The sequence below is a fragment of the Streptomyces sp. NPDC001450 genome (assembly GCF_053597295.1).
Genome location: NZ_JBSFHY010000004.1, coordinates 55,247 through 76,645, shown reverse-complemented (window position 1 = coordinate 76,645; position 21,399 = coordinate 55,247). Strand labels below are relative to the sequence as shown.

Annotated in this window: 18 protein-coding genes; 11 read left to right on the top strand and 7 right to left on the bottom strand. The window is 71.1% G+C overall.

All coding sequences use genetic code 11. The annotated features are described in order from the left end of the window. Positions 1-51: 51 nt before the first annotated feature. From ACWC5O_RS05295 to rhaI, 6 genes are all read right to left on the bottom strand, one after another. Entirely contained in the window at positions 52-681 is a 630-nt protein-coding gene (locus ACWC5O_RS05295; protein WP_450582424.1) for a LutC/YkgG family protein, read from the bottom strand. Next, the gene (locus tag ACWC5O_RS05290; RefSeq protein ID WP_450582422.1) at positions 678-2,180 is read right to left on the bottom strand and encodes a LutB/LldF family L-lactate oxidation iron-sulfur protein; all 1,503 of its coding nucleotides are present in this window, start codon (positions 2,178-2,180) and stop codon (positions 678-680) included. Before ACWC5O_RS05290 ends, ACWC5O_RS05295 begins: the two co-directional genes overlap by 4 nt. Beyond that, a complete protein-coding gene (locus ACWC5O_RS05285; protein WP_450582421.1) occupies positions 2,177-2,932 on the bottom strand; it encodes a (Fe-S)-binding protein in 756 nt (251 codons plus the stop codon). The genes ACWC5O_RS05290 and ACWC5O_RS05285 overlap by 4 nt, the downstream gene beginning before the upstream one ends. Before the next feature lie 72 nt (positions 2,933-3,004). After that, entirely contained in the window at positions 3,005-4,468 is a 1,464-nt protein-coding gene (locus ACWC5O_RS05280) for a rhamnulokinase (protein WP_450582419.1), read from the bottom strand. Continuing rightward, positions 4,465-6,504 (bottom strand): bifunctional aldolase/short-chain dehydrogenase, encoded by a 2,040-nt coding sequence (locus ACWC5O_RS05275; protein ID WP_450582418.1) that lies wholly within the window; start codon positions 6,502-6,504, stop codon positions 4,465-4,467. Before ACWC5O_RS05275 ends, ACWC5O_RS05280 begins: the two co-directional genes overlap by 4 nt. Positions 6,505-6,643: 139 nt before the next feature. Beyond that, on the bottom strand, positions 6,644-7,804 hold the full coding sequence (rhaI, locus tag ACWC5O_RS05270) for an L-rhamnose isomerase (RefSeq protein ID WP_450582417.1): 1,161 nt from the start codon (positions 7,802-7,804) through the stop codon (positions 6,644-6,646). Between the two features lie 270 nt (positions 7,805-8,074). On the opposite strand from rhaI, the gene ACWC5O_RS05265 reads away from it, so the two are divergent. The 11 genes from ACWC5O_RS05265 to ACWC5O_RS05215 all read left to right on the top strand — a co-directional run bounded on the left by ACWC5O_RS05265 (position 8,075) and on the right by ACWC5O_RS05215 (position 19,903). Continuing rightward, a complete protein-coding gene (locus ACWC5O_RS05265) occupies positions 8,075-9,592 on the top strand; it encodes a sugar ABC transporter ATP-binding protein (RefSeq protein WP_450582416.1) in 1,518 nt (505 codons plus the stop codon). Next, positions 9,589-10,629, top strand: a complete 1,041-nt coding sequence (locus tag ACWC5O_RS05260; RefSeq protein WP_450582414.1) for an ABC transporter permease — start codon at positions 9,589-9,591, stop codon at positions 10,627-10,629. Before ACWC5O_RS05265 ends, ACWC5O_RS05260 begins: the two co-directional genes overlap by 4 nt. Further along, on the top strand, positions 10,622-11,614 hold the full coding sequence (locus tag ACWC5O_RS05255; RefSeq protein ID WP_450582412.1) for an ABC transporter permease: 993 nt from the start codon (positions 10,622-10,624) through the stop codon (positions 11,612-11,614). Before ACWC5O_RS05260 ends, ACWC5O_RS05255 begins: the two co-directional genes overlap by 8 nt. A 31-nt stretch (positions 11,615-11,645) precedes the next feature. Then, entirely contained in the window at positions 11,646-12,725 is a 1,080-nt protein-coding gene (gene rhaS, locus ACWC5O_RS05250) for a rhamnose ABC transporter substrate-binding protein (protein WP_450582410.1), read from the top strand. A 17-nt stretch (positions 12,726-12,742) separates the two neighbouring features. Beyond that, complete coding sequence (locus tag ACWC5O_RS05245; protein WP_450582409.1) at positions 12,743-13,063, top strand: L-rhamnose mutarotase; 321 nt, start codon at positions 12,743-12,745, stop codon at positions 13,061-13,063. A 16-nt stretch (positions 13,064-13,079) separates the two neighbouring features. After that, positions 13,080-14,492 (top strand): BNR repeat-containing protein, encoded by a 1,413-nt coding sequence (locus tag ACWC5O_RS05240; RefSeq protein ID WP_450582407.1) that lies wholly within the window; start codon positions 13,080-13,082, stop codon positions 14,490-14,492. A 78-nt stretch (positions 14,493-14,570) separates the two neighbouring features. Then, positions 14,571-15,596 (top strand): LacI family DNA-binding transcriptional regulator, encoded by a 1,026-nt coding sequence (locus ACWC5O_RS05235; RefSeq protein ID WP_450582405.1) that lies wholly within the window; start codon positions 14,571-14,573, stop codon positions 15,594-15,596. A 98-nt stretch (positions 15,597-15,694) separates the two neighbouring features. After that, complete coding sequence (locus tag ACWC5O_RS05230; RefSeq protein WP_450582403.1) at positions 15,695-16,996, top strand: alpha/beta fold hydrolase; 1,302 nt, start codon at positions 15,695-15,697, stop codon at positions 16,994-16,996. Between the two features lie 309 nt (positions 16,997-17,305). Beyond that, positions 17,306-18,049, top strand: coding sequence for a PIG-L deacetylase family protein (locus ACWC5O_RS05225; RefSeq protein WP_450582401.1), 744 nt, complete (start codon positions 17,306-17,308; stop codon positions 18,047-18,049). A 34-nt stretch (positions 18,050-18,083) separates the two neighbouring features. Further along, positions 18,084-18,977 (top strand): RNA polymerase sigma factor SigJ, encoded by an 894-nt coding sequence (gene sigJ / locus ACWC5O_RS05220; protein WP_450582400.1) that lies wholly within the window; start codon positions 18,084-18,086, stop codon positions 18,975-18,977. A 50-nt stretch (positions 18,978-19,027) separates the two neighbouring features. Continuing rightward, entirely contained in the window at positions 19,028-19,903 is an 876-nt protein-coding gene (locus ACWC5O_RS05215) for a pentapeptide repeat-containing protein (RefSeq protein WP_450582398.1), read from the top strand. Here ACWC5O_RS05215 and ACWC5O_RS05210 read toward each other — a convergent pair. After that, on the bottom strand, positions 19,865-21,394 hold the full coding sequence (locus ACWC5O_RS05210) for a cytochrome P450 (protein ID WP_450582396.1): 1,530 nt from the start codon (positions 21,392-21,394) through the stop codon (positions 19,865-19,867). The two genes, ACWC5O_RS05215 and ACWC5O_RS05210, sit on opposite strands and share 39 nt — an antisense overlap. Between the last annotated feature and the right edge of the window lie 5 nt (positions 21,395-21,399).

The window sequence follows — 21,399 nt, the reverse complement described above, 5'->3', positions numbered from 1 at the left end:
ACGCTAGCGTGTCCGCTCGCGCTGTCGCGCCAAGGGGAGGGTGGCGGAGTGTCAGCCCAGGAGGACGACCTCCAGGGTGCGGGGGCCGTGCACGCCCTCGACCCGGTCCAGTTCGATGTCACTCGTGGCCGACGGGCCGGAGATCCAGGTCAACGGGAGGGTGGGGGAGAGGCGTTCGAGGGCCTGCGGGACCGAGGAGACCACCTGGCCGGGCACCCGCACCACACAGATGTGGTGGTCGGGGACGAGGCTGATCCGGCGCCGGCCCTGGTCCGGGCCGCCGTCCAGCACGATCGTGCCGGTCTCGGCGATCGCCACCGCACAGGACGTGATCACGCTGTCCACACGGTCCAGCTCGTGCGGCGTGCTGTCGGCCCGGTCGGCCACCTGCGTCACGTCCGCCTCCGCGAGCCAGCTCTCCGTCAGCCCCGGCGGCACCAGCACCGAGCCCGCCTTCCGGTCCATGAGCAAGCGGGCGATCAGGGCCGGGAGCTCGTCCTCCGTGCAGCAGTGCACGATCGCCCGGTAGTCCGTCAGGTTCTCCGCCAGCAGCTGCACGGTCTGCTCGACACTTCGCTCGCCGTGCTCGGTGAGGTAGGTGCGCGGGACGGCCTCGTCGTCCGGCGTCACGTCCGCCAGCGCGCGCCGCACGCGGCCCAGGATCCGCTCTCTGCTGCTCACTTCGCGCCCTTCTTTCCGCCGTCCGTGCGCTGCCACCAGTCCCGGAACGGCTCCGCGGGCACCGGCGGCAGGTCCCGGGAGCCGCTCCAGGCCTTGCCAGGGCCGGGGAGTGTCCGTGGGTGGAAGCGGCGTGTCCGTGAGGCGAGCCGCTGCCCCGCCCGCAACGCCCCCGGGTGTGCGAACGCCCAGCGAGCCGCCCGCATGGCCGCCCGCTCGGCCGCATGCCCCTTCGCGGGCTTCAGCAGCACCCTGTTGCCCTCCCGGACCGCCGGACCGCCCTCCACGACCCGCTCCCGCAGGTGCACCAGCACCTCGGGGATGTCGATGGCGACGGGGCAGACCTCGTAGCAGGCACCGCACAGCGTCGACGCGTACGGCAGTGAGGCGTCGATCTCGCTTGCCGTGCCCCGGAGTTGAGGACTCAGAATCGCTCCGATCGGGCCCGGGTAGACCGAGCCGTAGGCGTGCCCGCCCGCCCGCTCGTACACCGGGCACACGTTCAGGCAGGCCGAGCAGCGGATGCAGCGCAGCGCCTGGCGGCCGACCTGGTCGGCCAGGGCGTCGGTGCGGCCGTTGTCGAGCAGGACCAGGTGGAAGGTCTGCGGTCCGTCCTCGTCCGTCGTGCCCGTCCACATGCTCGTGTACGGGTTCATGCGCTCGGCCGTGGAGGAGCGGGGGAGGGTCTGGAGGAAGACCTCCAGGTCGCGCCAGGTGGGGACGACCTTCTCGATGCCGACGACCGAGATCAGGGTCTTTGGGAGGGTGAGGCACATCCGGCCGTTGCCCTCGGACTCCACGACGACCAGCGTTCCGGTCTCGGCGACCATGAAGTTGGCGCCGGAGATGCCGACCTTGGCCCGCAGGAACTTCTCCCGCAGGTGCAGCCGTGCGGCTTCGGCGAGTTCGGCGGGTGTGTCGGTGAGGCCCTCGGGGGCGGGACGGCCCCACTCGCTCATCTCGGAGCGGAAGATGTCCCGGATCTCCCCCCGGTTGCGGTGGATGGCCGGGACGAGGATGTGCGAGGGCCGGTCCTTGCCCAACTGCACGATCAGTTCGGCGAGATCGGTCTCGTAGGCCCGGATGCCCTCGGCCTCGAGGGCTTCGTTGAGCCCGATCTCCTGCGTGGCCATGGATTTGACCTTGACGACCTCCGACTCGCCGGTGGCCCGGACGAGTTCGGCGACGATCCGGTTGGCCTCCTCGGCGTCCGCCGCCCAGTGGACCGTACCCCCGGCGGCCGCGACCGCCTCCTCCAACTGCACCAGATAGCGGTCCAGATGGCGCAGGGTGTGGTCCTTGATGGCCCGGCCCGCCTCCCTCAGCTCCGCCCAGTCGGACAACTCGGCGACCGCCTTGGCCCGTTTGGCGCGGATGGTGTGCGTGGCGTGGCGCAGATTGGCGCGCAGGGTCCGGTTGCCCACGGCATCGTGCGCCGCCTTCGGAAAGGCCGGGTGGGTGGGTGGGGGAAACTCAGGCATGCCGACGAACGTCCCGCTCATACCGCCGGTTCCTCCTCCGTGCTCGCCAGGATCTCCGCGATGTGCACCGGCCGCATGCCCACCTCGAGCCGGGTCATGGTCCCGCCGATGTGCATCAGGCAGGAGTTGTCGGCCGCGCACAGCACCTCGGCGCCGGTCGACTCGGCGTTGCGGACCTTGTCGGCGCCCATCGCCGCCGAGACCTCGGAGTTCTTCAGCGCGAAGGTTCCACCGAACCCGCAGCACTCCTCGGCCCCCGGCAGCTCCACCAACTCCAGCCCCTTGACGGCCTGCAGGAGCCGCCGGGGCCGGTCACCGAGCCCGAGACCGCGCAGGCCGTGGCAGGTCGGATGGTAGGTGACCTTGTGCGGGTAGGAGGCGCCCACGTCCGTCACGCCCAGCACGTCCACCAGGAACTCCGTGAGCTCGTAGGTCCTGGGGACCACGGGTGCCAGCGTCCGGGCGAGGGTGTCCCCGCGCCCCTCGGCCCGCGCCCGCTCACCCATCCTCGGGTACAGCTCCCGCACCATCGCCCCGCACGATCCGGACGGGGTCACGATGGCCTCGTACCCCCTGAAGACATCGGAGAAATGCCGGGCCAGGGGCTCCGCCTCATGCCGATAGCCGGTGTTGTAGTGCGCCTGCCCGCAACACGTCTGCGCCATCGGAAAGTCGACCTCGACACCCAGCCTGGTCAGCAGCTTCACCACCGCTCGGCCGGTGTCCGGATAGAGCGTGTCGTTGACACAGGTCAGGAACAGGGCGACACGCATCGCGGCTCCTCGGGGTCGGTCATCGGACGAGTGCAGGGTAATGGGCGGACGCCGCCGGGGGCAGAGGGCGACTCACCGCGTGGCGAGCCGGGCCTGGGCCTCCCGCCAGCGCGCCGTGTCGCCCCGGGGCGCGTACCGGGTCAGCGGCTGGGTACGGGTGAGCAGCCGGCGCATGCCGTCGAGGTCGCCGACCAGCCCGTGGGTGCGGGCCTGTACGAGGACGTTGCCGAGGGCGGCCGCCTCCGTGGCGCCCGCCACCACCGGCAGCCCGCACGCGTCGGCCGTCAGCTGACACAGCAGCGCGTTACGCGTGCCGCCCCCGACGACGTACACGACGTCCACCGGATGGTCGGCCAGCCGCTGCGCGTCCTCGACGGCCCGCCGGTGCGCGAGAGCCAGCGAGTCGAGGATGCACCGCGTGATCTCGGCCCGCGTCCCGGGCACCGGCTGCCCCGAGGCCCGACACGCCTCGGCGATCCGCTCGGGCATCCGCCCCGGAGCCAGGAACGCCTCGTCCCCCGCGTCGACGACCGACCGCAGCGCCGGCACCCCGGCGGCCTCGCGCAGCAACAGCCCCAGATCGGGCTCGCCCCAGGCCCGTACGCACTCCTGGAGCAGCCACAGCCCCATGATGTTGCGCAGATAGCGGACCGTGCCGTCGAGCCCCAGCTCATTGGTGAAGTTCGCGGCCCGGCTCTCCTCCGTGAGCACCGGCGCGTCCAACTCCAGGCCGGCCAGGGACCAGGTGCCGGTGCAGATGTAGGCGAAGCGCTCGCCGACGGCCGGTACCGCCGCCACCGCCGAAGCGGTGTCGTGCGACCCGACGGCCGTCACCGGCACCGGACTCGTGAGCCCCGTCTCCTCCAGCACCTCCGCCCGCAGCACACCCGCCGGATCACCCGGCTGCCGCAGCGGCGCGAACAGAGCGAGGTCGATCCCCAGCCGCTCGGCGACGTCGTACGACCACGCGCGCGTCCGGGGATCGATCAGCTGGGTGGTCGAGGCGTTGGTCAGTTCGGTGCCCTGCTCGCCGGTCAGCCAGTACGTCAGCAGGTCGGGGATGAGCAACAGCCGCCTGGCGTGCACGAACTGGGCGGTCGAGCGGGCGGCCGTGAGCTGGTACAGGGTGTTGAATGGGGCGTACTGCAACCCGGTCGCCGCGTACAGCTCGGCGGCCGGCACCCTTGCCCACACCTTCTCCGCGACGCCCTCGGTGCGGGCGTCGCGGTAGTGCACCGGGTTGCCCAGCAGGGCCCCGTCGGCGTCCAACAGGCCGTAGTCCACGGCCCAGCTGTCGATGCCGACGGAGTCGAGTCGTCCACCGCAGTGGGCACCGGCCGCCCGCAGCCCGTCCAGCACACCGGCGTACAGCGCGAGTACGTCCCAACGCAGCCCCTCCGGCACCCGCACCGGCCGGTTCGGGAACCGGTGCGCCTCGCTCAGCTCAAGCGCGTCGTACCCGACCCGCCCGACCATCACACGCCCGCTGGACGCGCCCAGATCGACGGCTGCGTACGACCTCAAACCCGCGCTCATCGAAGGAACGCGGCCGCCACACCCGCGTCGACCGGGACGTGCAGCCCGGTGGTATGAGTGAGTTCCCCGCCGGTGAGCGCGAACACCGCGTTCGCCACATGCTCCGGCAGCACCTCCCGCTTCAGGATGGTCCGCTGCGCGTAGAACTCGCCCAGCTTCTCCTCCGGCACCCCGTACACGGCGGCCCGCTGAGCACCCCAGCCGCCCGCGAAGATCCCGGACCCGCGCACCACGCCGTCCGGGTTGACCCCGTTCACCCGGATCCCGTGCTCACCCAGTTCGGCCGCCAGTAGCCGCACTTGATGGGCCTGGTCGGCCTTGGTGGCGGAGTAGGCGATGTTGTTCGGGCCGGCGAAGACGGCGTTCTTCGACGCGATGTAGACGATGTCCCCGCCCAGCCCCTGCGTGATCATCATGCGAGCCGCTTCCCGCGAGACGAGGAAGGAGCCACGCGCCATGATGTCGTGCTGGAGGTCCCAGTCCCTGGCGGAAGTCTCCAGCAGCGGCTTGGAGATGGAGATGCCGGCGTTGTTGACCACGAGGTCGACGCCACCGAAGGCGAGCGCGGCGGCCCTGAAGGCGCCGGCGATCTGCTCCTCTTCCGTCACGTCCACGGTGACGGCGACGGCCTTGTCGGGCCCGCCCAGCTCTTCGGCCACGGCGGACGCGTTCTCGCCGTCGAGATCGGCGACGACGACGCACGCTCCTTCGGCCACGAGCCGGTGCGCGATCGCCTTCCCGATCCCGCTGCCCGCACCCGTCACCAGGGCCACCCGGGTGGCCAGCGGCTTCGGCTTCGGCATCCGCTGGAGCTTGGCCTCCTCAAGCGCCCAGTACTCGATCCGGAACTTCTCCGACTCCTCGATCGGCGCGTACGTGGACACGGCCTCGGCCCCGCGCATCACGCTGATCGCGTTGACGTAGAACTCACCGGCCACACGGGCGGTCTGCTTGTCCTTGCCGAAGGAGAACATGCCCACGCCGGGAATCAGCACGATCGCCGGGTCGGCGCCGCGCATGGCGGGGGAGCCGGGCAGCGCGTGCCGCTGGTAATAGGCGGCGTACTCCTCGCGGTAGTCGGCGTGCAGCTCCTTCAGCCGGGCGACGGCCTCCTCCAGGGGTACGGTCGGCGGCAGGTCCAGCACCAGCGGCCGTACCTTGGTGCGCAGGAAGTGGTCGGGGCAGGAGGTGCCCAGTGCGGCGAGCCGGGGATGCCCGTCCCGCGCCACGAAGTCGAGAACGACCTCGGAGTCGTTGAAGTGCCCCACCTGCGGCTTGTCCTGGGACGCGACGGCCCGCACGTACGGTGCGAGGGCGGCCGCCCGCTCCCGCCGCTCGCTCTCGGGCAACGCCTCGTACCCCTCGATTACCGCCCCGAACGGCTCCGCCTTCCCCTTCTCCTCCAGGAAGGCCTCGGCGGTGTGGATGATGTGCAGCGAGTTCCGCTCGCACTCCTCGGACGTCGGTCCCCAGGCGGTGATCCCGTGCCCGCCGAGGATGCACCCGACGGCCTGCGGGTTGGCCTCCTTGATCGCGGCGATGTCCAGCCCCAGCTGGAACCCGGGCCGCCGCCACGGCACCCACACCACGCTGTCCCCGAAGCACTCGGCGGTCAGCTTCTCCCCGTCGGCGGCGCAGGCGAGCGCGATGCCGGAGTCCGGGTGCAGATGGTCGACGTGCGGGGCGTCCACGAGTCCGTGCATGGCGGTGTCGATGGAGGGAGCTGCCCCGCCCTTGCCGTGCAGGCAGTAGTCGAAGGCGGCGACCATCTCGTCCTCGCGCTCGACACCCGGGTAGACGTCCACGAGCGCCCGCAGCCGGTCCAGCCGCAGCACGGCGAGCCCCGCCTCGGTGAGCGTGCCGAGGTCACCACCGGACCCCTTCACCCACATCAGCTCGACGTCACCACCGGTGACGGGGTCGGTGTCGGTGCCCTTGGCGGAGGCGTTTCCGCCGGCGTAGTTGGTGTTACGGGGATCGGAGCCGAGCCGGTGAGACCGGCCGAGAAGAGCAGCGGCTTCGGGATGCGGTGCCATGAACTTCCAGTCCTTGTTTGAAAGAGGGCGAGTGTATTTCCCTAGGGGCGCGGGGCTGAATCGACATGCGGCTCCGCCGCGTGGGCGCTACCAGCCACAACGAAGCCGCACCCGGCAACGAACAGAACCCGGCGGACGCTTACGCCCCCCACCCCGCCTGCTCGCCACCAACCCGCTCGGCAACGATCTTCTCCGCCCACCCAGACCGCGCATACGCAGCCAACGGATCGGTGTCCAACCCCATCTCTTCCCGAACCTCCGCAAGCAACGGCCGCACATCCGTGTTGTACGCATCCATCAACACGGCATTGGCGCCCAGCACATCACCGGAGACCTGCGCCGCGGCCAACGCCGACCGGTCGACCAGCAGAGCCTTCGCCGTAGCCTCCTGCACATTCATCACCGACCGGATGATCGCCGGAATCTTCCCCTCGATGTTGTGGCACTGATCGAGCATGAACGCGACCTCGGAGGTGAACCCACCCCCACGCACGACCTCGTACATGATCCGGAAGAGCTGGAACGGATCAGCGGCTCCCACCATCAGGTCGTCATCCGCGTAGAACCGTGAGTTGAAGTCGAACCCCCCGAGCTTCCCCTCCCTGAGCAGCGTGGCGACGATGAACTCGATGTTGGTCCCGGGCGCGTGGTGCCCGGTGTCGACGACCACCTGGGCCTTGTCACCGAGCTTGAGACAGTGGGCGTAGGCGGTGCCCCAGTCCGGGACGTCGGTCGTATAGAACGCCGGCTCGAAGAGCTTGTACTCCAGCAGCATCCGCTGCCCCTCGCCGAGCCGCTCGTACACCTCGGCCAGCCCCTCGGCCAGCCGGTCCTGCCGCGCCCGTACGTCGTCCTGCCCTGGATAGTTCGTACCGTCCGCGAACCACAGCTTCAGGTCCTTCGACCCCGTCGCGTCCATGATGTCGACGCACTCCAGCAGATGATCGACGGCCTTACGGCGCACCGCCGCATCCGGATGACAGATGCTGCCGAGCCTGTAGTCGTCGTCCTGGAAGGTGTTGGAGTTGATCGCGCCGAGCTTCAGCCCACGCTCCTCGGCGAACTTCGCCAGGGCCGCGTAGTCCTCGACCTTGTCCCACGGGATGTGCAGGGCGACGGTCGGGGCAACGCCGGTGAACGCGTGCACCTGCGCCGCGTCCTCCAGCTTCTCCTGCGGATCGCGTGGCACACCTCGCTGGGCGAACACCTTGAACCGCGTCCCCGAGTTCCCGTACGCCCACGACGGCGTCTCGACGGCCTGGGTCTTGAGCGCGGCCTTCACCGCGGCGAGGTCGGTCACCTGAGGGCTCCTGTGGGGTCCGTGGGGTCCGGTCGAACGACGTAATGCGTGAAACGATTCAGGAGCGCAAGCTATGGGCCCTCTCAAGGGGTGTCAAGCGCTCTGGCCAACCCTGTTTTCCGTGACCCGGCCGTGACCTTAGGCTATCGAAATTTTTTCGACACGGACCCATTGACGTGACATGGCCGGGATGTCTAACGTCCCGGCAATCCAGTTGAAACCTTTCACGATGCCGTCGGGACCGCCGCGGGCGTCGTCGAGGAGCCATCCATGACCCACCCGCCTGACCCGGGACCGGCCCCGGTGCTGGCCCTGAGGGACGTGTCCAAGTCCTTCGGCGCCGTACGCGCCCTGCGCGGCGTCTCCCTGGAGCTGTTCCCCGGCGAGGTGCACGCCCTCGCCGGCGAGAACGGCGCGGGCAAGTCGACCCTGATCAAGACGCTCGCCGGCGTGCACCGACCGGACGCCGGTCAGGTGCTGCTCGACGGCGAGCCGGTCGTCTTCCACAGCCCCGGCGACGCCCGCGACGCCGGCATCGCCGTGATCTACCAGGAACCGACCCTCTTCCCCGACCTGTCGATCGCCGAGAACATCTTCATGGGCCGCCGGCCCCGCCGTGCCCTCGGCCGGATCGACCACAAGGCCACCCACGCGGCCACCGCGGCCCTGATGCGGCGGCTCGGCGTGGACCTCGACCCCGACCGCCCGGCCCGCGGTCTGTCGATCGCCGACCAGCAGATCGTGGAGATCGCCAAGGCCCTCTCCTTCGACGCCCGCGTCCTGATCATGGACGAGCCCACGGCCGCCCTGACCGGCAGCGAGGTCGCCCGCCTCTTCAGCGTCGTGCGCACCCTGCGCGAACAGGGCGCCGCCGTCCTGTTCATCTCCCACCGGCTGGAGGAGATCTTCCAGATCTGCCGGCGGGTGACCACCCTGCGGGACGGGGCCTGGATCGCCGGCGAGCTCCTCGACGGCATGACCGAGGACGACCTGGTCCGTCGCATGGTCGGCCGTGACCTGGACGAGCTCTACCCCAAGCAGGAGGTCACGCCCGGCCAGGTCGCCCTGAGCGTGCGCCGGCTGACTCGCGAAGGCGTCTTCACCGACGTCTCCTTCGAGGTCCGGCGCGGCGAGATCGTCGGCCTCGCCGGCCTCGTCGGCGCGGGTCGCACCGAGGTCGCCCGCGCGGTCTTCGGCGTCGACCGCTGGGACGCGGGGGAGGTCGAGGTCGACGGCCGCAGGCTCACCAACGGCGCGCCCTCCACCGCGATGGCCGCCGGACTCGCCCTGGTCCCCGAGGACCGGCGCGCGCAGGGCCTGGTGATGGACATGTCCATCGAGCGGAACATCGGCCTGACCGGACTCCGTACGACGGTGAAGGCCGGGCTGGTGGACCGCGGCGCCGAACGCAGCCGCTCCCTCGACTGGGCGGTCAAGCTCCAGGTGAAGTACGCCCGGATCGCCGACGCCGTCTCCACCCTCTCCGGCGGCAACCAGCAGAAGGTCGTCCTCGCCAAGTGGCTGGCCACCGGCCCGAAGGTACTGATCGTGGACGAGCCCACCCGCGGCATCGACGTCGGCACGAAGGCCGAGGTCCACCGGCTGCTGTCCCAGCTCGCCGCCGACGGGGTCGCCGTCCTGATGATCTCCTCCGATCTGCCCGAGGTCCTCGGCATGGCCGACCGCGTGCTGGTGATGCACGAGGGCCGGATCACCGCCGAGATCCCCCGCTCCGAAGCCACCGAGGAAACCGTGATGGCCGCAGCCACCGGGAGGGCCGCCGCATGACGGTGACCGCACCCGACCACGCACCGCCCGCCGAGGTGCCGGGGTCCAGCGGCACCCGGCTGGTCGACCGCGTCTTCAAGATGCGCGAACTCGCCATCCTGGTCGTCTTCCTGGTGATGATCGCCGTCACCCAGGCGGGCAACAGCGAGTTCCTGTCCGAGCAGGGCATCAAGGACCTGCTGCTGAACGCCACGATCCTGGTGCTGGTCGCCACCGGCCAGTCCCTGGTGGTGATCACGAGGAACGTCGACCTGTCCGTCGGCTCCACTCTCGGCATCAGCGCCTTCGCGGCCGGCACCTACCTCCACGCAGGCGGGAACCCTGTCGTCGCGATCGCCCTCGCCGTCCTGCTCGGCGTCGGCCTCGGTCTCCTCAACGGCCTGCTCGTCAGCCTCGGCCAGGTGCCCGCGCTCGTCGTCACGCTCGGCACCCTCTACATCATCCGCGGCATCGACTCGATCTGGGTCGGCTCCCGGCAGATCACCGCGGCCGATCTCCCCGGCGGATTCGTCGACTTCGGCTCCGGCGGACTCTCGGCGATCCCCTGGCCGGCCCTGATCGCCCTCGCCGTACTCGTCGCCACCGCCTACTACCTCAGACACTTCGGCAGCGGCCGTGAGCTGTACGCGCTCGGCTCCAGCCCGGAGGCCGCCCGCCTCGCGGGCATCCCCGTGCGCAAGCGGATCCTGGCCGCCTACACCATCTGCGGCGCCCTCGCCGGACTCGCCGGCGCCCTGTACCTGGCCCGGTTCGGCAACGTCGACTCCGGCACCGGCAACGGCTACGAACTCACCGTCGTCAGCGCGGTCGTGGTCGGCGGCGTCGCCTTCACCGGCGGCTCCGGCAGCGTCTACGGCGCCGCCCTCGGCGGACTGCTGCTCACCTCCATCAACAGCGTGCTGCCCGCCCTCGGCGTCAGCTCCGTGTGGGTGCTCGCCATCAACGGCGTCCTGCTGCTGCTCGCCATCGCCGTCGACCGGATCGTCGCGCTGCGGGTGGCCGCCGCCCTGAAGAAGAGGAAGGCCCGCCATGCCTGAGTCCCTGACACGCGCGGTCCGCTGGGACACGGTTGTCGGCGCGCTCCTGGTCGTCCTGTTGCTGCTGTCGTTCGGTTTCGTCGACGGCTTCGGCAACGCCCTGAACCTGTCGTTCCTGATCGGCAACACCCTGCCGGTCGCCCTGATCGCCCTGCCGATGACTCTCCTGGTGGTAGCCGGAGAGATCGACCTGTCGGTCGCCTCGACGGCCGGCCTGTCGGGCGCGGTGATGGGCAAGCTGTGGAACGAGGGCATGGCCATCGAGACGATCATCCCGATCTGTCTCCTGCTCGGTGTGGTGTGCGGGCTGGTCAACGGCCTCCTCGTCACCCGGCTCGGGCTGCCCTCCCTCGCCGTCACCATCGGCACGCTCGCGGCCTACCGGGGCATCGCGCAGATCGTGCTCGGCTCCGACGCGGTGACCGACTTTCCCACGCAGTACCTGGACTTCGCGGCCGGACGCCTCGGTGACACGTTCCTGCCGCAGGCCTTCCTGCCCTTCTTGGCCCTGCTCGCCATCGCCGTGGTCGTCCTGCACGCCACCCCGTTCGGCCGGTCGCTGTTCGCGATCGGTGCCAACGAGGAGGCTGCGCGCTTCGCCGGGATACGGGTCAAGCGGCACAAGCTGATCCTGTTCACGGTGACCGGGTTGATGGCCTCGCTCACCGGGATCTTCTGGGCGCTGCACTACGCCAGCGCCCGCTACGACAACGCCACCGGACTCGAACTCTCCGTCGTCGCGGCCGTGCTGCTCGGCGGGATCGACTTCGACGGTGGCAAGGGCACGCTCGGCGGCGCGATCGCGGGAGTCTTCCTGCTCGGCGCGCTGCAGAACGTGATGAGCCTGCTGAACGTCTCCGCGCAGTCGCAGATCGTCGTCACCGGCGTCCTGCTCGTCGTCTCCGTGCTCGGCCCCCGGGTCGCACACCAGATCTCGGTGGCGAAGGCGGGCCGCAGAGCCACCGCCTCGACTCCGGCCTCGTAACCTCCGCTCACCCCCGTAAAGGACCATCGCCATGCGCAAGTCAGCCCTCCGCCGCACCTGCGCCGCCTTCGCGGCCGGAACCTCTCTCGCCCTCGCCCTCACCGCCTGCGGCGGCACCACCAAGAACGACGTCAAGGACGACAACGCCTCGGCCGCCTCCGCCGGCAAGGCCGATCCGAACGCGGCCACCAAGAAGGGGCTGACCGTCGGCTTCCTGCCCAAGCAGGTCAACAACCCGTACTTCACCACCTCCGACAAGGGCGGCGAGAAGGCCCTCACCGAACTGGGCTCCAGGTACAAGGAGGTGGGCCCGAGCAGTGCCACCGACACTTCCGGCCAGGTGAGTTACGTCAACACCCTCACCCAGCAGCAGGTGAACGCCATCAGCGTGTCCGCGCAGGACCCGGGAGCCCTGTGCACCGCGCTCAAGCAGGCCATGAGCAACGGCATCAAGGTCGTCACCTACGACTCCGACACCAACCCCGGCTGCCGCAACGCCTTCGTCTCGCAGGCGTCCGCCGAGGACCTGGGCCGTACCGAGGTGCAGCTGCTCGCCGAGCAGATCGGGTACAAGGGCGAGATCGCGGTCCTGTCCGCCGCGCAGACCGCGACGAACCAGAACACCTGGATCGGCTACATGAAGGACGAGCTGAAGGACCCCAAGTACAAGAACATCAAGCTGGTCAAGATCGCCTACGGAAACGACGACGCCCAGCAGTCCTTCCAGCAGACCCAGGGCCTCCTCCAGGAGCACCCGGATCTGAAGGGGATCATCTCCCCGACCACCGTCGGCATCAAGGCAGCCGCCCAGTACCTGTCCGGCTCCAAGTACAGGGGCAAGGTCAAGCTGACCGGCCTCGGCACGCCAAACGACATGCGCAAGTACGTCAAGAACGGCACCGTCGACGCCTTCGAGCTGTGGGACCCGGCCAAGCTCGGCGACCTCGCCGCCCGCACCGCCGTCGCCCTGGTGTCCGGGCAGATCACCGGCAAGGAGGGCGAGACCTTCAAGGCCGGCGGCACCACGTACACCATCGGCAAGGACGGCGTGATCAACCTGGGCAAGCCGACCGTGTTCGACGCCAAGAACATCGGCCAGTTCAACTTCTAGTGATCGAGGGGCTGTTGATGCAGCGCGTGTGCTTCCTGCTGAAGGTCCGGGCGGACCGGCTCGACGAGTACCGCGAGCGGCACGCCGCCGTGTGGCCGCAGATGCTCGACGCCCTGCGGGCGACCGGCTGGCACAACTACTCGCTCTTCCTGCGTGAGGACGGCCTGCTCGTCGGCTACCTGGAGACCGAGGACTTCGCCGCCGCCCAGGCCGGCATGGAGGCCACCGGCATCAACGCCCGTTGGCAGGCGGAGATGGCGCCGTTCTTCGAGTCGTTGGACGGCGCCCGGCCCGACGAGGCCATGAAACCGCTCACCGAAGTGTTCCACCTGGCCTGACCCTGGAGTCTCGCTGATGAGAAGACGCACCGTGCTGGCGACCGCCCTCCTGGCCGCGGTGGCGGCCCCCGGCACCGCGAACGCGGCCGGTCCCGGCCCGTCCGTAACGAAGAAGGGCACCACTCGACTTGACAGCCAGGCCATCTACTTCGTGTCCTACGACGGCCTGGTCAACAACAACTCCTTCCAGAAGAACGGCCTGCTGACCTACAAGGGCTACCAGTACGCCGCCTGGTACACCTCGACCCGCAACGCCGTCGTCGCCCGCCGGGTCCTCGGCGGCTCGACCTGGTCGGCCGTCACCCTGTCCCACACCCTCAAGAGGGACGACTCCCACAACGTCGTCTCCATGGGCGTCTCGAAGACGGACGGCCGTCTCCACCTCAACATGGACTCGCACAGCGACGGCTTCTTCTACGTGAAGTCGGTCGCCGGACTCCTGGACAGCCCTGGGTCCACGGCCTGGACCTCGTCCGTCTTCGGTGCCGTACAGACGACCCTCGACGGGCTCGCGCTCACCTCGCAGTTCACCTACCCCCAGTTCGTCTCGACGCCCGAGGGCAGGCTCCAGCTCGGTTACCGGGTCGGCATCTCCGGCAACGGCCGTAACGCCCTTGCGGAGTACGACGGTTCGGCCTGGACCGCGCTGGGGGAGTGGAGCAGCTCCACCGGCACCTACGCCAGCTCGCACGGCTCCAGCACCGCCCGCAACATGTACCTGCACGGTATCGACTACGACGCGGGCGGCCGGCTGCACGCCTTCTTCACCTGGCGCGAGCAGAACGCCGCAGTGATGTGCGACAGCGGCGGCATCACCAACCACGACACCGGCTACGTCTACTCCACCGACCGCGGCCGCACCTGGCGCAACGACGCGGGCACGGTCGTGGCCACCACCGGAACCTCGGACACGGTCGCCGTCGGCGACGCCGGACTCGTCGTCGACCCCCTGAACCCGGACCACTCCCTGATGAACCAGGAGAGCCAGGCCACCGACTCGGCCGGCCTGCCGCACGCGATCATCAGCTACGTCCCCGGCCGCTTCGGCCAGTGCACCACGAACTACGTCGCCGACCGCACCGCGAACGGCCGCGCCTTCCACCTCCGCAAGAACTCCTCCGGCAGCTGGCAGAAGACCGAGATCCCCCTCGCGCTGAACTCCAGCCAGCGCACCAAGCTGGTCCTGGACAGGTACGACAACGCCTACGCGATCTTCCCGTACGGCCGGATCGCCGGTGCCTCGAAGTCCTCCGGGTACACGGACTGGACGCTGCTGTACGACGGCGGTGACCTGAACGCGTTCGGGGAGGTCGTGATCGACGAGATGCGCGTGAAGGCGGACGACGTGCTGTCCTTCATGTACCAGGAGAAGTCGAGCGGCACCACCCCCTCGCCCCTGCATGTCGTGGACTTCGCACTCCCTGCGTGACCGGTCTGTTCTGGGCGGCGATGACGGTAATGTGAAGGCCTTCCCGCCGCCCCTCGTTTCCCTGGAGGTCCCCGCCCGATGGCCCAGTCGGTGGGTATCAAGGACGTCGCCCGCGCCGCCGGAGTGTCGGTGGGCACGGTGTCGAACGTCATCAACCGCCCGGACACCGTCGCCAGCGAGACCCGGGCCCGGGTGCTGTCCACGATCGACCGGCTCGGCTACGTCCGCAGCGAGTCCGCGCGCCAGCTGCGCGCGGGACGCAGCCGGATCATGGGTCTGCTCGTCCTCGACATGGGCAACCCCTTCTTCGTGGACGTCGCACGGGGGGCCGAGCGGGCCGCGCGCCAGGCCGGGGTCGGCGTGATGGTCTGCAACAGCGCGCAGGACGCGGCCGAGGAGGCCGAGTACCTCTCCCTCTTCGCCGAGCAGCGGGTGCGCGGGGTGCTGCTCACCCCGGCCGACGCCACCGGCCGCAACATCGAGGCCTTCCGCCGGCACGGCATCCCCTTCGTGCTGGTGGACCGGGTCGCCGAGGGCACCACCGAGTGCTCGGTCTCCGTGGACGACGTGGCGGGCGGCGCCCTCGCCGTCCGGCACCTGGTAGACGCCGGGCACCGCTCCATCGCCTACGTCAGCGGCCCGCCCGGACTCAACCAGGTCCGCGACCGCCGTATCGGCGCGCTCAACGCCCTCGCCGAGGCCGGGCTCGGCCCCGACGCGCTGCGCGAGCTGCCCACCGAGCGGCTCGACGTGGCCGCCGGCCGGGACGCGGGCGCCCGCCTGCTCGGCCTCGCCGACCGGCCCACAGCCGTCTTCTGCGCCAACGACCTGCTCGCGCTCGGCGTCCTGCAGGCCATGTACGCGGCGGGCGTCACCGTCCCCGACGACCTCGCGATCGTCGGTTACGACGACATCGAGTTCGCCGCGGCGGCCGCCGTACCGCTCACCTCCGTACGGCAGCCCGCCGTCACCATGGGTGCCCTCGCCGCCGAGCTGCTGCTGGAGGAGACCGAGACCGAGGGCGGTGCCGGCGCCCATGAACACCGGCGCGTGGTACTCCAGCCGGAGCTGGTGGTCCGTCGCTCCAGCCTGGCCGCCCGCTGACCGAAAGTTCAGTAACGATCCATGATCCCGGGGCTCGGCTCACCGCCGTCCATGTGCTGAACTGGGACGCGTCCGACCCATCCGTCCCGGGAGACCCGTTGAGCCTCAGTTACCGCCAGCCCGGCGTCGTCCTCACCGACCGTCACTTCACCGTGCCCCTCGACCACGGCGACCCCGACGGCGAGACCATCGAGCTGTACGCCCGGGAGGTCGTCGCGAGTGACAAGGCGGGCCAGGAGCTGCCCTGGCTGCTGTATCTGCAGGGTGGGCCCGGCTTCGGGGCGAACCGTTTCATCGGACGGCAGGCCTGGCTCGACCGCGCCCTCAAGGACTACCGTGTCCTCCTCCTCGACCAGCGCGGCACCGGCCGCTCCACGCCCGCCACCCGGCAGACGCTCCCGCTGCGCGGCGGCCCTGCCGAGCAGGCCGGCTACCTCACCCGCTTCCGCGCCGACTCGATCGTGCGCGACTGCGAGGCCATCCGCCCCGAGGTGACGGGCGGTGCCCCCTGGACCGTGCTCGGCCAGAGCTTCGGCGGCTTCTGCACGGTGTCGTACCTCTCCCTGGCCCCCGAGGGGCTCAGCACCGCCGTCATCACCGGCGGCCTGCCCTCCCTCGACGCCCACGCCGACGACGTCTACCGGGCCGCCTACCCGCGCGTCGAACGCAAGGTCGCCGCGCACTACGCCCGTTACCCGCAGGACGTGGAGCGGGCCCGCCGCGTCGCCGACCACCTCCTCACCCACGACGTCGTGCTGCCGGGCGGCTACCGCTTCACCGTCGAGGCCTTCCAGTCCCTGGGCCTGATGCTCGGCGCCAGCGACGGCAGCCACCGTCTGCACCACCTCCTGGAGGACGCCTTCGTCCGCACCCCCGGCGGCCTCGAGCTGTCCGACGCCTTCCAGGAAGCGGTCCAGGGCCTGCTGTCGTACGCGGGGCACCCGCTGTACGCCCTCGTCCACGAGGCGATCTACGGCCAGGACACGCGCCCCACCGCCTGGGCCGCCGAGCGGGTCCGCGCGGAGTTTCCGCAGTTCGACGCGGCCAAGGCGATCGCCGGAGACGCCCCGGTGCTGTTCACGGGTGAGACGGTCCACCCCTGGATGTTCGACACCGACCCGGCCCTGCGCCCGCTGCGCGAGACCGCCGAGCTGCTCGCCGCCCGCACCGACTGGCAGCCGCTGTACGACCCCGCCCGCCTCGCCGCCAACGAGGTTCCGGTGGCCGCGGCGATCTACCACGACGACATGTACGTGGACACCGCCCACTCGCTGCGGACCGCCCGCGCCGTCCGCGGCCTGCGCACCTGGGTCACCGACGAGTTCGAGCACGACGGCCTGCGCGCCGGAGCACCCCGGGTCCTGGACCGGCTGCTCGCGCTGACCCGCGACGAGGTGTGAGGCAGGGTGCGGCACAACGAGTCCTCCCCGAGGGCTCTGCCGTGGTCCGCGCGGCCGCCGGCCTCGCCGCACTCGGCGTCTCCGCGGGCCCCTGCGGGGCCGCAGCCCTGGCCGGTGTCCGGGCGGGCGCTCACCGGGGAGGGCGCCGAAGAACGCCGTACCGCACTCTGCCTCCGACCGACCTCAGTGGCCGTCCAGCTGAGCACCGAGGGCGCGTCCGCCAGCCCGCACACCACCGCCGTACCACCCGTGAGAAGCCCACGCTGAAAAAGGAGTTGCGACACAGGCGCGGCCGCATAGTCTGCGGCCATGAGCGAGCCGAAGATCACCCAGCTCCAGCCCCTGCCCGACGACTGGCAGCGTGCCCTCGCCGTGGTCGCTCACCCCGACGACCTGGAGTACGGGTGCTCGGCCGCGGTCGCCGCCTGGACCGACGCAGGCCGCGAGGTCGCCTATGTCCTGGCCAGCAGCGGCGAGGCGGGCATCGACACCCTCGACCCCGCCACCTGCGGTCCGCTGCGCGAACGCGAGCAGCGGGCGAGCGCGGCCGTCGTCGGCGTCAGCACCGTGGAGTTCCTCGGCCACCGGGACGGCGTCATCGAGTACGGCCCCGCGCTGCGCCGCGACATAGCCGCCGCGATCCGCCGCCACCGCCCCGAACTCGTCATCACCCTCAACCACCGCGACACCTGGGGCGGTGTCGCCTGGAACACCCCGGACCACGTGGCCGTGGGCCGTGCCACGCTGGACGCGGCCGCGGACGCGGGGAACCGCTGGATCTTCCCGGAACTCACCGAGCAGGGACTGGAGCCCTGGAACGGCGTCCGCTGGGTGGCCGTCGCCGGCTCCAGCAGCCCCACGCACGCCGTGGACGCGACGGTCGGCCTGGAGCGCGCGGTGGGCTCCCTGCTGGAACACCGCACCTACATAGAGGCGTTGACCGAACAGGACCCGGAGACGTACGTCCGTGACTTCCTGACCGAGACGACCACCGCCACCGGGGAACGCTTCGGCGGGAAGCCGGCGGTGGCCTTCGAACTGTTCCACCGATAGCCCGGCCGACGAACCACCACCGAACGGGGACCCCATGAACGGCACCGACCTCCTCGCCGACCGCTTCGAGGAGCACCGCGGGCAACTGCGCGCGGTGGCCTACCGGATGCTCGGCTCGCTCGCCGAGGCGGAGGACGCGGTCCAGGAGGCGTGGCTGCGGCTCGGCCGCAGCGACCCGGACGAGATCAGGAACCTCGGCGGCTGGCTGACCACGGTCGTCGGCCGGGTCTGCCTGGACATGCTGCGCTCGCGCACCGCCCGCCGCGAGGAGCCGATGGACGACATGTTCGTGCCCGACCCGCTGGTCCGTCCCCTGTCCCAGGTGGATCCGGAGGCGGAGGTGCTGGAGGCGGACTCGGTCGGGCTCGCCCTGCTCGTCGTGCTGGAGACCCTGGATCCGGCCGAGCGGCTGGCGTTCGTCCTGCACGACATGTTCGCCGTGCCCTTCGACGACATCGCCGCGATCGTGGAGCGCACCCCGGCCGCCACCCGGCAGCTGGCCAGCCGGGCCCGCCGCCGGGTGCAGGGCTCGACCCCCGCGGTCGACCCGGACCTCGGCCGGCAGCGGCAGGTGGTCGACGCATGGCTGGCCGCCTCGCGCGGCGGCGACTTCGAGGCGCTCCTCGCCCTGCTCCACCCGGACGCGACGCTGCGTGCCGACGCCGGCGCCCTGGTGCGCGGGGCGGCCGCCTCCAAGGCCGTGCACGGGGCACGGAGGGTCGCCGAACAGGCCTCGATGTTCTCCCGGTTGGCCGTGTACGCCCGCCCCGTGCTGGTCAACGGAGCGGTGGGCCTGGTCACCGTGCCCGAGGGACGGCCCGTGTCGGTCACGGCGTTCACGATCGTCGACGGACGCATCACCGGCCTGTACATCCTCGCCGACCCGGACCGCATCGCCCGGCTGGACCTGCCGGTGCTGGAGGGGTGACCGAGCCGCCGTGGTCAGGACAAGTTCCGCAGGTCAGTAGGCTGGACGGTATGCCGGATCAGACCACCGACCGCTCCGCCCTGCGCGGCGACTGCGCCCAGTGCTTCGGGCTGTGCTGCGTCGCGCTGCCCTTCGCCGCCTCCGCGGACTTCGCCCTCGACAAGCCCGCGGGCAAGCCCTGCCCCAACCTCCAGGGCGACCACCGGTGCGGCATCCACGAGGGCCTGCGGCAGAAGGGCTTCGCCGGCTGCACGGTCTACGACTGCTTCGGCGCGGGGCAGAAGGTCTCGCAGGTCACCTTCGGCGGGCAGGACTGGCGTACGGGCTCGAAGGAGCACGCCCGCCGGATGTTCGACGTGTTCCCGGTCGTGCGCCAGCTGCACGAACTGCTCTGGTACCTGACCGAGGCGCTGGGTCTCGACGCCGCCCGGCCCGTCCACGCCGATCTGCGCCGGGCGCTGGAAGAGACCGAGCGGCTCACCCGGCAGACCCCCGGGGAACTGGCCGCGCTGGACGTGGCTGCCCACCGCCAGGAGGTCAACGTGCTCCTGTTGCGTACCAGCGACCTGGCCCGGGCGAGCGTCACCGACGGCAAGAGCGGCAAGGGCGACAAGGGCAAGAAGGGCAAGAAGGGCAAGGGGAAGGACCGGCGGGGCGCCGACCTCATCGGGGCCCGGCTCAGGGGTGCCGACCTGCGCGGTGCCAGTCTGCGCGGCGCCTACCTCATCGCCGCCGACCTCACCGGCGCCGACCTGCGCGGAGCCGACATGATCGGCGCCGACCTGCGCGACGCCGACCTGACCGACGCGGACCTCACCGGCGCCTTCTTCCTCACCCAGCCGCAGCTGAACGCCGCACGGGGCAGCGCCGGCACCAGGCTGCCGGGGTCACTCGCCCGCCCCGTGCACTGGGCAGCGGCCGGCTGACCCCGAGCCGTCGTCCGGGACCGTGACCGGTGTGGCCGCTGCGGGCACGGGGGTGGTGCGGCGCTCCAGATGCATCCGCAGGCCCTCCGGCATCAGCGTCAGGCGCTCGGTGACCCGGAGCCGGTAGTCCGGGTCCGGCCGCAGCTCGTAGCGGCGCAGCAGCAGGCCGAGGACGAGGGTCGCCTCGTGCAGGGCGAACTGGCGGCCGATGCAGGCCCGCGCGCCGGTCCCGAACGGCTTGAAGGTGTGCGGGGGACGGGCGCGCACGGCGGCGGCGTCGAACCGGTCCGGGTCGAACCGCTCGGAGTCCTCGCCCCACACCTCCGGGTCGCGGTGCAGCATCGGCAGCAGCACCAGCGCCCAGGCGCCGCGCCGCATCGGATGCTCCCCGGCCAGCACCGTGTCCTGCAAGGCCTCCCGGGCGTAGCCGGGCGCGGTCGGCCACAGCCGCAGCGACTCGTCCAGCACCCGGCGGACGTAGCGCAGCTTGGCGACCTGGTCGTAGCCGGGTTCCGGGTTGTCGCCCCAGACGCGGTCCACCTCGGCGCGGGCCCGGGCGGCGACCTCCGGGTGCCGGGCCAGGTAGTACAGGGCGAAGGAGAGCGCGCCCGAGGTGGTCTCGTGGCCCGCCACCAGGAACGTGATCACCTGCTTGCGGACGTTCTCCGCCGACAGCCGCTCCCCGGTCTCGGGGTGGGCCGTCGCCAGCATGCGGTCCAGCAGGTCCCCGTCCCCGCCGCCCGAGCGGCGCCGGGCCGTCACCAGCTCGCCGACCGTGCGGTCGAGGTGGGCGATGTCGGCCGCGTTGCGCCGGGCGGCGGCGCGCAGCAGCAGCGGCGCCAGCGGCACGGGCACGCTGTTCAGCCGCTGGGCGTAGGTGAGCGTGCCCACCATCGCCGTCACGAAGGGGTGCGGCCGGTCCCGCTCGAAGGAGCCGAAGTCGTGCCCGAACCCGGTGCGCGAGATCGTCTCCAGGGTCAGCTTGGTCATGTCGCCGGGCACGTCCACCGCCCGCCCGGCCGCCAGCTCCCGGTCCCAGTGGCCGGTCAGCCGCTCGGCGACCGCCAGCATCATGCCGTGGTAGCCCTCCATGGCCTCCCGGGTGAAGCCGGGCGCGAGGACGTCGTGGGCCAGCTGCCAGTTCGGCTCGTGGTTGTACGCCGTGAACAGGCCGTCGCCGGCGACCGGGCGCAGATTGGCTATCCCGAGGCCGACATGCTTGGCGAACCGGGACTCGTCGGCGAGATCGGCGACCAGGCGTGAGCCCCACAGGAACACGAACTCGTTCCCGAAGGCCCGACGCCGGAAGATCGGGCCCAGTTCGCGCCCGAAGCGCATCGAGTCCTGGACGGGCCGGCGCCGGTCGACGCCCAGCACATCGCCGGCCAGCGGCACCCGGCGCGGCGGATGCGGGATGCGGTGCAGCTCCGGCCAGCCCTGCTCGGCGCCCCGGAACCCCTTGGGCAGCCCGGTCTCCCTCGTCCCCGCCATGACGC